Annotated in this window: 12 protein-coding genes; 9 read left to right on the top strand and 3 right to left on the bottom strand. The window is 51.2% G+C overall.

Annotated elements, in window-relative coordinates; all coding sequences use genetic code 11:
* Nucleotides 1–355: 355 nt before the first annotated feature.
* From glaH to csiR, 6 genes are all read left to right on the top strand, one after another.
* Nucleotides 356–1,333, top strand: a complete 978-nt coding sequence (gene glaH, locus LG381_RS09760) for a glutarate dioxygenase GlaH (protein WP_225762349.1) — start codon at nucleotides 356–358, stop codon at nucleotides 1,331–1,333.
* Nucleotides 1,334–1,352: 19 nt separating this feature from the next.
* The gene (gene lhgO, locus LG381_RS09755; RefSeq protein ID WP_225762348.1) at nucleotides 1,353–2,621 is read left to right on the top strand and encodes an L-2-hydroxyglutarate oxidase; all 1,269 of its coding nucleotides are present in this window, start codon (nucleotides 1,353–1,355) and stop codon (nucleotides 2,619–2,621) included.
* Nucleotides 2,622–2,643: 22 nt separating this feature from the next.
* On the top strand, nucleotides 2,644–4,092 hold the full coding sequence (gabD, locus tag LG381_RS09750) for an NADP-dependent succinate-semialdehyde dehydrogenase (protein ID WP_105285925.1): 1,449 nt from the start codon (nucleotides 2,644–2,646) through the stop codon (nucleotides 4,090–4,092).
* 13 nt (nucleotides 4,093–4,105) lie between these two features.
* Complete coding sequence (gene gabT / locus LG381_RS09745; protein WP_225762347.1) at nucleotides 4,106–5,386, top strand: 4-aminobutyrate--2-oxoglutarate transaminase; 1,281 nt, start codon at nucleotides 4,106–4,108, stop codon at nucleotides 5,384–5,386.
* A 310-nt stretch (nucleotides 5,387–5,696) separates the two neighbouring features.
* Entirely contained in the window at nucleotides 5,697–7,097 is a 1,401-nt protein-coding gene (gene gabP / locus LG381_RS09740) for a GABA permease (RefSeq protein ID WP_010345708.1), read from the top strand.
* Nucleotides 7,098–7,117: 20 nt separating this feature from the next.
* Nucleotides 7,118–7,780: a DNA-binding transcriptional regulator CsiR gene (gene csiR / locus LG381_RS09735; protein ID WP_000156829.1), complete on the top strand. Its 663-nt coding sequence runs from the start codon at nucleotides 7,118–7,120 to the stop codon at nucleotides 7,778–7,780.
* Here the strand turns inward: csiR and kbp are convergent, their stop codons facing one another.
* Complete coding sequence (gene kbp / locus LG381_RS09730) at nucleotides 7,781–8,230, bottom strand: potassium binding protein Kbp (RefSeq protein ID WP_000522419.1); 450 nt, start codon at nucleotides 8,228–8,230, stop codon at nucleotides 7,781–7,783.
* Between the two features lie 82 nt (nucleotides 8,231–8,312).
* Nucleotides 8,313–8,471: a YqaE/Pmp3 family membrane protein gene (locus LG381_RS09725; RefSeq protein ID WP_000508177.1), complete on the bottom strand. Its 159-nt coding sequence runs from the start codon at nucleotides 8,469–8,471 to the stop codon at nucleotides 8,313–8,315.
* Nucleotides 8,472–8,654: 183 nt separating this feature from the next.
* On the opposite strand from LG381_RS09725, the gene LG381_RS09720 reads away from it, so the two are divergent.
* Both LG381_RS09720 and LG381_RS09715 read left to right on the top strand, forming a co-directional pair.
* Nucleotides 8,655–8,954, top strand: coding sequence for a helix-turn-helix transcriptional regulator (locus LG381_RS09720; protein WP_000137274.1), 300 nt, complete (start codon nucleotides 8,655–8,657; stop codon nucleotides 8,952–8,954).
* Between the two features lie 9 nt (nucleotides 8,955–8,963).
* Nucleotides 8,964–9,488 (top strand): rhodanese family protein, encoded by a 525-nt coding sequence (locus LG381_RS09715; RefSeq protein ID WP_105280263.1) that lies wholly within the window; start codon nucleotides 8,964–8,966, stop codon nucleotides 9,486–9,488.
* 46 nt (nucleotides 9,489–9,534) lie between these two features.
* On the opposite strand, the gene stpA is transcribed toward LG381_RS09715, so the two are convergent.
* Nucleotides 9,535–9,936, bottom strand: a complete 402-nt coding sequence (gene stpA / locus LG381_RS09710; RefSeq protein WP_000115375.1) for a DNA-binding protein StpA — start codon at nucleotides 9,934–9,936, stop codon at nucleotides 9,535–9,537.
* Nucleotides 9,937–10,606: 670 nt separating this feature from the next.
* Here stpA and alaE point away from each other — a divergent pair.
* Nucleotides 10,607–11,056 (top strand): L-alanine exporter AlaE, encoded by a 450-nt coding sequence (alaE, locus tag LG381_RS09705; protein WP_000492676.1) that lies wholly within the window; start codon nucleotides 10,607–10,609, stop codon nucleotides 11,054–11,056.
* Nucleotides 11,057–11,058: the final 2 nt, after the last annotated feature.

Below are 11,058 nucleotides of genomic sequence, written 5' to 3'. Positions count from 1 at the left end.
TTGCTCTCCCCCCTTGCAAGAAGAATACAGTACTAAAAATACCCTGCTTACAATGAGTTATCTCAAATTGACTCACCTTGTATTAAATCGCTGGGTAAGTTTATTTTAAAGTATGAAATCATGCTTATACACGCCCTTACAATCCACAATAGTGCATTGTTTTAACTCGTTATTCCCCTAAAAAAGCATCTGGCACTCACCAAATCAAATGTTAACCATTTGTTGTTTTCGATCACAATAAGAAAACAATATGTCACTTTTGTGCGCATTTTTCAGAAATGTAGATATTTTTAGATTATGGCTACGAAATGAGCATCGCCATGTCACCCTACATCTCATAAGAGGATCGCTTCTGATGAATGCACTGACCGCCGTACACACTAACGCTGTCGATTCAGGCCAGGACTATAGCGGATTCACCCTCACCCCGTCGGCGCAATCCCCTCGCCTGCTGGAACTTACCTTCTCTGAACAGACGACCAAACAGTTCCTTGAACAGGTCGCCGAGTGGCCCGTGCAGGCACTGGAGTACAAATCGTTTCTGCGTTTTCGGGTAGGCAAAATTCTTGACGACTTGTGTGCAAATCAGCTGCAACCACTGCTGTTGAAGACGCTGCTAAACCGTGCTGAAGGTGCGTTGTTGATCAATGCGGTGGGTGTCGATGATGTGAAGCAAGCGGATGAGATGGTGAAGCTGGCAACGGCGGTGGCGCATCTGATTGGTCGTTCCAATTTCGATGCCATGAGCGGTCAGTATTACGCGCGTTTTGTAGTGAAAAATGTCGATAACTCAGATAGCTATCTGCGCCAGCCGCACCGCGTAATGGAACTGCATAACGACGGCACCTACGTTGAAGAAATCACTGATTACGTGCTGATGATGAAAATCGACGAACAGAACATGCAGGGCGGAAACTCGCTGCTGCTGCATCTCGATGACTGGGAACATCTGGACCACTTTTTCAGCCATCCGCTGGCGCGCCGTCCGATGCGCTTTGCCGCGCCGCCAAGTAAAAACGTCAGCAAAGATGTCTTCCATCCTGTGTTCGACGTCGATCAGCAGGGTCGCCCGGTGATGCGTTATATCGACCAGTTCGTCCAGCCAAAAGACTTCGAAGAAGGCGTGTGGCTGAGCGAGCTTTCCGATGCCATTGAAAACAGCAAAGGCATTCTGTCTGTGCCGGTTCCCGTTGGCAAATTCCTGTTGATTAACAATCTGTTCTGGCTGCACGGTCGCGACCGCTTTACCGCGCATCCGGATCTGCGTCGTGAACTAATGCGCCAGCGCGGCTATTTCGCATACGCCACTAACCACTACCAGACGCATCAGTAAGCGCAAAGGAATTGAGCGGATGTATGATTTTGTGATTATTGGTGGCGGCATCATCGGCATGTCGACCGCCATGCAACTGATTGACGTCTATCCGGATGCCCGCATTGCGCTACTGGAAAAAGAGTCCGGCCCGGCCTGCCATCAGACGGGCCACAACAGCGGCGTGATCCATGCCGGAGTCTATTACACACCCGGCAGCCTGAAAGCGCAGTTTTGCCTGGCGGGGAACCGCGCCACCAAAGCCTTTTGCGATCAAAACGGCATCCGCTACGACAACTGCGGCAAGATGCTGGTCGCCACATCCGCACTCGAAATGGATCGGATGCGCGCGTTATGGGAACGCACGGCGGCAAACGGTATCGAGCGCGAGTGGTTAAACGCCGACGAGCTGCGCGAGCGTGAACCGAATATCACCGGGCTTGGCGGTATTTTTGTGCCGTCCAGCGGCATTGTCAGCTACTGCGAAGTGACAGCGGCGATGGCAAAAATCTTCCAGGCCAGAGGCGGTGAGATTATCTATAACGCCGAAGTCAGCGGCCTTAATGAGCATAAGAATGGCGTGGTGATACGTACCCGTCAGAGCGGCGAATATGAAGCGTCGACGCTGATTAGCTGTTCCGGGCTGATGGCTGACCGGCTGGTGAAAATGCTCGGCCTCGAACCGGGCTTTATCATCTGCCCGTTCCGAGGCGAGTATTTCCGCCTCGCGCCGGAGCATAACCAGATTGTTAACCATCTGATTTACCCCATTCCCGATCCAGCGATGCCCTTTTTAGGCGTTCATCTCACCCGGATGATCGACGGCAGCGTGACTGTTGGGCCAAACGCGGTGCTGGCTTTCAAACGTGAAGGCTATCGCAAGCGCGACTTCTCATTTAGCGACACGCTGGAAATTTTGGGCTCCCCGGGGATTCGCCGGGTACTGCAAAACCATCTACGCTCAGGACTGGGCGAGATGAAAAACTCGCTGTGCAAAAGCGGCTATCTGCGGCTGGTGCAAAAGTATTGTCCCCGGCTTTCGCTAAGCGATCTCCAGCCCTGGCCCGCCGGTGTGCGGGCGCAGGCGGTATCGCCGGACGGTAAGCTGATTGACGATTTTCTGTTTGTCACCACCCCGCGCACGATCCACACCTGCAATGCGCCCTCCCCGGCAGCGACATCAGCAATTCCTATTGGTGCGCATATTGTCAGCAAGGTACAAACGCTGTTGGCAAGCCAGAGTAACCCCGGACGCACGCTGCGAGCGGCACGTAGTGTGGATGCCTTACACGCCGCATTTAATCAATAACCTTTGAAAACAGGACGTAACGATGAAACTTAACGACAGTAACTTATTCCGCCAGCAGGCGTTGATTAACGGGGAATGGCTGGACGCTAACAATGGTGAAGTCATCGACGTCACCAATCCGGCGAACGGCGACAAACTGGGTAGCGTACCAAAAATGGGCGCAGATGAAACCCGCGCCGCTATCGACGCCGCCAATCGCGCCCTGCCCGCCTGGCGTGCGCTTACCGCCAAAGAACGCGCCACCATTCTGCGTAACTGGTTCAATTTGATGATGGAGCACCAGGACGATTTAGCGCGCCTGATGACCCTCGAACAGGGTAAACCGCTGGCTGAAGCGAAAGGCGAAATCAGCTACGCCGCCTCCTTTATTGAGTGGTTTGCCGAAGAAGGCAAACGTATTTATGGCGACACCATTCCCGGTCATCAGGCCGATAAACGCCTGATTGTTATCAAGCAGCCGATTGGCGTTACCGCCGCTATCACGCCGTGGAACTTCCCGGCGGCGATGATTACCCGTAAAGCCGGCCCGGCGCTGGCGGCAGGCTGCACCATGGTGCTGAAACCTGCGAGTCAAACACCGTTCTCTGCGCTGGCGCTGGCGGAGCTGGCGATCCGCGCGGGCGTTCCGGCTGGCGTATTTAACGTCGTCACTGGCTCGGCGGGGGCTGTCGGTAACGAACTGACCAGCAATCCGCTGGTGCGCAAGCTGTCGTTTACCGGCTCGACCGAAATTGGCCGCCAGTTGATGGAACAGTGCGCGAAAGACATCAAAAAAGTGTCGCTGGAGCTAGGCGGCAACGCGCCGTTTATCGTCTTTGACGATGCCGATCTCGATAAAGCCGTGGAAGGCGCGCTGGCCTCGAAATTCCGCAACGCCGGGCAAACCTGCGTTTGCGCCAACCGTTTATACGTGCAGGACGGTGTGTATGACCGCTTTGCCGAAAAATTGCAGCAGGCGGTGAGCAAACTGCACATCGGCGACGGGCTGGATAACGGTGTCACCATCGGGCCGCTGATCGATGAAAAAGCGGTAGCAAAAGTGGAAGAGCATATTGCCGATGCGCTGGAGAAAGGCGCGCGTGTGGTTTGCGGTGGTAAAGCGCACGAACGCGGCGGCAACTTCTTCCAGCCGACCATTCTGGTGGACGTTCCGGCTAACGCCAAAGTGTCGAAAGAAGAGACGTTTGGCCCCCTCGCCCCACTGTTCCGCTTTAAAGATGAAGCCGATGTGATTGCGCAAGCCAACGACACCGAGTTTGGTCTTGCCGCCTATTTCTACGCCCGTGATTTAAGCCGCGTCTTCCGCGTAGGCGAGGCGCTGGAGTACGGCATCGTTGGCATCAATACCGGCATTATTTCCAATGAAGTCGCCCCGTTCGGTGGTATCAAAGCCTCGGGTCTGGGTCGTGAAGGTTCGAAGTATGGCATCGAAGATTACTTAGAAATCAAATATATGTGCATCGGTCTTTAACTGGAGAACGCGAATGAGCAGCAATAAAGAGTTAATGCAGCGCCGCAGTCAGGCGATTCCCCGTGGCGTTGGGCAAATTCACCCGATTTTCGCTGACCGCGCGGAAAACTGCCGGGTGTGGGACGTTGAAGGCCGTGAGTATCTTGATTTCGCGGGCGGCATTGCGGTGCTCAACACCGGGCACCTGCATCCGAAAGTGGTGGCGGCGGTAGAAGCGCAACTGAAAAAACTGTCGCACACCTGCTTCCAGGTGCTGGCTTACGAGCCGTATCTGGAGCTGTGCGAAATAATGAATCAGAAGGTGCCGGGCGATTTCGCCAAAAAAACGCTGCTGGTAACGACCGGTTCCGAAGCGGTGGAAAATGCGGTGAAAATCGCCCGCGCCGCCACCAAACGCAGCGGCACCATCGCCTTTAGCGGCGCTTACCACGGGCGCACGCACTACACGCTGGCGCTGACCGGCAAGGTGAATCCGTATTCTGCGGGGATGGGGCTGATGCCGGGGCATGTTTATCGCGCGCTTTATCCTTGCCCGCTGCATAACATCAGTGAAGATGACGCTATCGCCAGTATCCACCGAATTTTTAAAAATGACGCTGCGCCGGAAGATATCGCTGCCATCGTGATTGAGCCGGTTCAGGGCGAAGGCGGTTTCTACGCCGCGACGCCAGCCTTTATGCAGCGTTTACGCGCACTGTGTGACGAGCACGGAATCATGCTGATTGCCGATGAAGTGCAGAGCGGCGCGGGGCGTACCGGCACGCTGTTTGCAATGGAGCAAATGGGGGTTGCGGCGGATCTTACCACCTTTGCGAAATCGATCGCGGGCGGCTTCCCGCTGGCGGGCGTCACCGGACGCGCTGAAGTAATGGATGCTGTCGCACCGGGCGGCCTGGGCGGCACCTATGCCGGTAACCCGATTGCCTGCGTAGCCGCGCTGGAAGTGTTGAAGGTGTTCGAGCAGGAAAATCTGCTGCAAAAAGCCAACGACCTGGGTCAGAAGCTAAAAGACGGATTATTGGCGATCGCCGAAAAACACACCGAGATCGGCGACGTTCGCGGGCTAGGGGCGATGATTGCCATCGAGCTGTTTGAAGATGGCGATCACAGTAAACCCAACGCCAGACTCACCGCTGAGATCGTGGCGCGCGCCCGCGACAAAGGCCTGATTCTTCTTTCCTGCGGCCCGTACTACAACGTGCTGCGCATCCTTGTGCCGCTCACTATTGAAGATGCTCAGATCCGTCAGGGGCTGGAGATCATCGCTCAGTGTTTTGATGAGGCGAAACAATAGCTATGTCTGTTTGTAAGAATTAACCGTTGCTAAGGGAATGATAACGATACAGTAAAAAATAATAACGATGAGGCGATCGACAAAGTTAAAAATGACTGCGGACTGTCCCCTCGCCCCTCTGGGGAGAGGGTTAGGGTGAGGGGTATACACGATGCTAAACCCTCACCCCGACCCTCTCCCTGAGGGAGAGGGAGAAAACCATCACGCTTTCGCTTTTAAGATTTTGTTGACCGCCTCAATTAAACGCGTGACCCGACGCGGGAAATGTCGGGGCGCTCTCCCAAGTGACACACTTTCGAGAGGATTCAGGATGGGGCAATCATCGCAACCACATGAGCTAGGCGGCGGGCTGAAATCACGCCACGTCACCATGTTGTCTATTGCCGGTGTTATCGGCGCAAGTCTGTTTGTCGGTTCGAGCGTCGCCATCGCCGAAGCGGGTCCTGCGGTATTACTGGCTTATCTGTTCGCCGGATTACTGGTGGTTATGATTATGCGGATGCTGGCAGAAATGGCGGTCGCCACGCCCGACACCGGCTCCTTTTCCACCTACGCCGATAAAGCCATTGGTCGCTGGGCGGGCTATACCATCGGCTGGCTGTACTGGTGGTTTTGGGTACTGGTTATCCCGCTGGAAGCCAACATCGCCGCCATGATCCTGCATTCGTGGGTTCCAGGTATTCCCATCTGGTTATTTTCCCTGGTCATTACCCTCGCCTTAACCGGCAGTAATTTATTAAGCGTTAAAAACTACGGTGAATTTGAATTCTGGCTGGCGATATGCAAAGTGATTGCCATTCTGGCGTTTATTTTCCTTGGAGCTGTAGCAATTAGCGGTTTTTACCCTTATGCCGAAGTGAGCGGTATTTCAAGATTGTGGGATAGCGGCGGCTTTATGCCGAACGGCTTTGGCGCGGTATTAAGCGCGATGCTGATAACCATGTTTTCTTTTATGGGGGCAGAGATTGTCACCATTGCGGCAGCCGAATCCGACACGCCGGATAAACATATTGTCCGCGCCACCAACTCGGTTATCTGGCGTATCTCCATTTTCTATTTGTGTTCTATTTTTGTCGTCGTGGCACTCATTCCGTGGAATATGCCAGGACTGAAAACCGTGGGTTCCTACCGTTCCGTGCTGGAGCTGCTGAATATTCCACATGCAAAATTCATTATGGACTGCGTTATTTTGCTGTCGGTGACCAGTTGTCTGAACTCGGCTCTGTATACCGCCTCAAGGATGCTCTACTCCTTAAGCCGTCGCGGGGATGCGCCAGCGGCAATGGGTAAAATCAACCGTAGCAAAACCCCGTATGTGGCAGTATTACTCTCGACCGGCGCGGCGTTTTTAACGGTGGTAGTGAACTATTATGCGCCCGCCAAAGTGTTTAAATTCCTGATCGACAGCTCCGGCGCTATTGCCCTGCTGGTTTATTTAGTCATCGCCGTTTCGCAATTGCGGATGCGTAAAATCCTGCTGGCGGAAGGCGGCGAAATTCGCCTGCGCATGTGGCTTTATCCGTGGCTCACCTGGCTGGTGATTGGCTTTATTACCTTTGTACTGGTGGTGATGTTATTCCGCCCGGCGCAGCAACTGGAGGTAATTTCCACCGGCTTATTAGCGATAGGGATTATCTGTACCGTGCCAATTATGGCACGCTGGAAAAAGCTGATATTGTGGCAAAAAACACCCGTTCATAATACACGCTGATAATGTTCAGGAGTCACACCATGACCATTACGTCTCTGGATGGCTACCGCTGGTTGAAAAACGATATTATTCGCGGCAATTTTCAGCCAGATGAAAAATTACGGATGAGTTCGCTAACGTCGCGTTATGCACTCGGCGTCGGGCCGTTGCGGGAAGCGCTTTCGCAACTGGTGGCGGAACGGCTGGTCACGGTGGTGAATCAAAAAGGGTATCGGGTGGCGTCTATGTCAGAGCAAGAACTGCTCGATATTTTCGACGCCCGCGCCAATATGGAAGCGATGCTGGTGAGTCTGGCAATTGCCCGTGGCGGCGATGAGTGGGAGGCTGACGTTCTCGCAAAAGCGCATTTGCTCAGTAAGCTTGAGGCTTGTGACGCCAGCGAGAAAATGCTTGATGAATGGGACCAGCGCCATCAGGCATTTCATACTGCAATTGTGGCGGGCTGTGGCTCCCACTATTTACTGCAAATGCGTGAACGGTTGTTTGATCTGGCGGCGCGCTATCGGTTCATCTGGCTGCGGCAAACGGTGCTTTCTGTAGAAATGCTGGAAGATAAACATGAACAGCACCAGACCCTGACTAAGGCGGTACTGGCGCGAGATACGGCGCGCGCCAGTGAGTTAATGCGCCAGCATCTACTGACGCCAATTCCGATTATCCAGCAGGCGATGGCTGGCAATTAACTACTCTTCAGGAATACGCAACACCTGCCCCGGGTAAATTTTATCCGGGCTTTTTAGCATCGGTTTATTCGCTTCGAAGATTTTATTGTAGAGATTGGCGTTACCGTAAACCTGTTTGGAAATAGCACTCAGAGTGTCACCAGACTTAACGGTATAAAACTGGCTGGCAGTGCCTGGCGTCGCCGTTTTTACCTGATCGTCCACGCTGGCAATACCGGAAATATTCCCCACTGCAACAAGGATTTTTTCCTTCGCTTCCTGACTTAAGCCGTCACCTGTAACCGTCGCTTTACCATCGACAATCTGAATATTCACTTTATCGGCATCAGGTATACCGGTTTTGTTCAGATGTTCCTGCACCTTCTTCGCCTGATCGTCTTTATCATGCTGACCAGTGACCGCGTCCCAGAGCTTTTCTCCGGCATCTTTCACAAAATTGAACAGACCCATAACTACCTCATTCGTTAATGGAAACACTCAGAAAGTGTAGCAGAGGAACGCGGCGCGTTAACGCCGCAGGATGAGCACAGGATCAATCGCGGGTTTGCACCCAGAAAGCGTGAATTAAACCAGGGATATAGCCAAGAAGTGTCAGCAAAATATTAATAATGAATGCCCAACCAAATCCTTTCCCCAGCAGCACGCCGAGCGGTGGCAAAATGATGGTGATGACGATTCTCCAGAACCCCATATGTCCTCCCTATAAGAAAATTACTCATTGTTTAAAAAGAAATTTTATCTCTTAAGCATAGTAATTTTATGCGGAGTCTGCCTGTTTCAGCCTTTGCTTTTACCCTCATTTACGCTGCTGACGCTGGTATACGTTGCATTTTTAGTTTAGAGTTTATTTAATTTAGAAAACACTTAAATAAATATGACTGAACTAGCCCAACTACAGGCCAGCGCCGAACAGGCTGCGGCCTTACTGAAAGCAATGAGTCACCCCAAACGGTTGCTGATTCTGTGCATGATTTGCGGTTCCCCCGGCACCAGCGCCGGTGAACTGGCGCGCATTACCGGACTGAGTGCCTCTGCAACGTCACAGCATCTGGCACGGATGCGTGACGAAGGGCTTATCGACAGCCAACGGGATGCCCAACGCATTCTTTATTTCATTAAAAATGAGGCGGTAAATGCCATTATCGCCACCCTGAAAAACGTCTATTGTCCGTAAGGAGTAGCAATGGCTTTAACAACAATTCCACCGCTTGATGCACAAGAATTAATCTCACGCGGTGCAAAGTTAATCGATATTCGCGATGCCGATGAATATCTTCGTGAACATATTCCTGAAGCGGATCTGGCGCCATTATCCGTACTGGAACAGTCTGGTCTTCCGACAAAATTACGTAGCGAACAAATTATATTCCACTGTCAGGCAGGAAAACGCACCAGTAATAATGCACAAAAATTAGCAGCGATTGCCGCTCCCGCAGATATCTTTTTACTGGAGGGCGGTATTGATGGCTGGAAAAAAGCGGGATTGCCGGTAGCTGAAAATAAATCGCAGCCTTTACCATTAATGCGTCAGGTACAGATCACAGCTGGTGGCTTAATATTAATCGGCGTCGTATTGGGTTATGCCGTGAATAGCGCGTTCTTCTTATTAAGCGGCTTTGTCGGTGCGGGATTAATGTTTGCGGGCATCAGCGGTTTTTGCGGGATGGCAAGGTTGTTAGATAAGATGCCGTGGAATCAGCGAGCGTAAGAAGCGACGCCGGACGCGCCATAGTGGCGGCATCCGGCAGCAGTCATTAGATCAGGAAATCGTCGAGAGATTTACCTTCAGCCAGTGCCTGAGCGATCGGTTTCGGTGTACGACCCTGGCCGGTCCAGGTTTTGACTTCACCATTAAAATCGGTGAATTGATATTTTGCCGGACGCGGCTGGCGTTTTTTACCTGCACGCGGTGCAGCAGAATTATTACCGAATAACTCTTCCGGGTTAATTCCGTCAGCCTTCATCAGCTCCAGCCAGGTGCTAATTTTCTCCTGGCGCTCTGCCAGTTCACGCTGCTGCTGTTCTTCTTCTTCACGTCTTTCTTTAGTGACAACCCTGAATTTTTCGAGCATTTCTTCAAGAACGTCAATGGAGAATTCGCGAGCCATCGCACGGAGGGTGCGAATGTTATTTAAACTTTGTAACATTACGGACATAATAAAGAAAACCTTTTAACGCCAAAACAAAAAAAAGTATTTCGTCGCGTAGTGTAAGCGATCACTTATTATATTTCCACAAAATTTAATCTATTTACAGTCGCGCGCGATATTATTTCAACCGTTATTTCCAGACAGATTAATAATTATTTTCGGTTTATATATTAGCCATTTGACTTATCATTGCAGACATTTGCGAATAATCGGATGCCCTCTGTGCCATCATCACCGAAGGTAGATTAAAGAAAATTGAATAAAAATGCATACATAAAGAATAAAAACAAAGTTTCAGTAACTGAAGTTTTATGCTGGCATTAGTGGCTTCAGGTCATTAAAAATGCTAAATGAGCTCAACCCGCTACTTAAGCCGGATTGTCTACGCTTTACGGCGTTAACAGCCCTTAACCGCCCCACCAGCACAGTTCACAATGACCACGTAATAATATGATTTTAAATAAAATTATTCATAAAGGCATTTAAAAATCCATAATGTATAAAAAATACGCCATTGCGGAACATTTTATCTACAAAAACAAAATAAATAAAAATTTTTCACTAATTGATTACTAACAACCAGTAATATACGCTATGCAAAAATGAAACAGGCAGTCTAAAGCACTGCTTCCATTTCCATTCATACCCGATTTCGCTTTTATTAAGGAGCATTAGCATGTTCTCACCGCAGTCACGCTTGCGTCATGCAGTTGCAGACACGTTCGCGATGGTTGTTTACTGTACTGTCGTGAACATGTGTATTGAAGTTTTCCTCTCCGGGATGAGCTTCGAACAATCTTTTTATTCCAGGCTGGTGGCCGTTCCGGTGAATATCTTAATTGCATGGCCATATGGCATGTACCGCGATCTGTTTATGCGCGCGGCACGCAAAGTTAGCCACTCTGGTTGGACAAAAAATCTGGCTGATATTTTGGCTTATGTGACGTTCCAGTCACCAGTGTATATGGCGATCTTATTAGTGGTAGGCGCAGACTGGCACCAGATTATGGCAGCGGTCAGTTCAAACATCGTTGTTTCGATGCTGATGGGGGCGGTCTATGGCTACTTCCTTGATTACTGTCGCCGCTTGTTCAAAGTGAGCAGCTACCAGCAGGTAAAAGCCTGACC

This window comes from Escherichia sp. Marseille-Q3837 (assembly GCF_916618735.1).
GTDB lineage: Bacteria > Pseudomonadota > Gammaproteobacteria > Enterobacterales > Enterobacteriaceae > Escherichia > Escherichia ruysiae.
Note: the sequence above shows the minus strand (reverse complement) of the source record. Positions and strands in the feature narration are given on the sequence as shown.

What these genes read in the sequence shown, in the direction of transcription:
- glaH (WP_225762349.1), top strand. Translation starts at nt 356, where the DNA reads ATGAATGCACTGACCGCCGTACACACTAACGCTGTCGATTCAGGCCAG.
- lhgO (WP_225762348.1), top strand. Translation starts at nt 1,353, where the DNA reads ATGTATGATTTTGTGATTATTGGTGGCGGCATCATCGGCATGTCGACC.
- gabD (WP_105285925.1), top strand. Translation starts at nt 2,644, where the DNA reads ATGAAACTTAACGACAGTAACTTATTCCGCCAGCAGGCGTTGATTAAC.
- gabT (WP_225762347.1), top strand. Translation starts at nt 4,106, where the DNA reads ATGAGCAGCAATAAAGAGTTAATGCAGCGCCGCAGTCAGGCGATTCCC.
- gabP (WP_010345708.1), top strand. Translation starts at nt 5,697, where the DNA reads ATGGGGCAATCATCGCAACCACATGAGCTAGGCGGCGGGCTGAAATCA.
- csiR (WP_000156829.1), top strand. Translation starts at nt 7,118, where the DNA reads ATGACCATTACGTCTCTGGATGGCTACCGCTGGTTGAAAAACGATATT.
- kbp (WP_000522419.1), bottom strand. Translation starts at nt 8,230, where the DNA reads ATGGGTCTGTTCAATTTTGTGAAAGATGCCGGAGAAAAGCTCTGGGAC.
- LG381_RS09725 (WP_000508177.1), bottom strand. Translation starts at nt 8,471, where the DNA reads ATGGGGTTCTGGAGAATCGTCATCACCATCATTTTGCCACCGCTCGGC.
- LG381_RS09720 (WP_000137274.1), top strand. Translation starts at nt 8,655, where the DNA reads ATGACTGAACTAGCCCAACTACAGGCCAGCGCCGAACAGGCTGCGGCC.
- LG381_RS09715 (WP_105280263.1), top strand. Translation starts at nt 8,964, where the DNA reads ATGGCTTTAACAACAATTCCACCGCTTGATGCACAAGAATTAATCTCA.
- stpA (WP_000115375.1), bottom strand. Translation starts at nt 9,936, where the DNA reads ATGTCCGTAATGTTACAAAGTTTAAATAACATTCGCACCCTCCGTGCG.
- alaE (WP_000492676.1), top strand. Translation starts at nt 10,607, where the DNA reads ATGTTCTCACCGCAGTCACGCTTGCGTCATGCAGTTGCAGACACGTTC.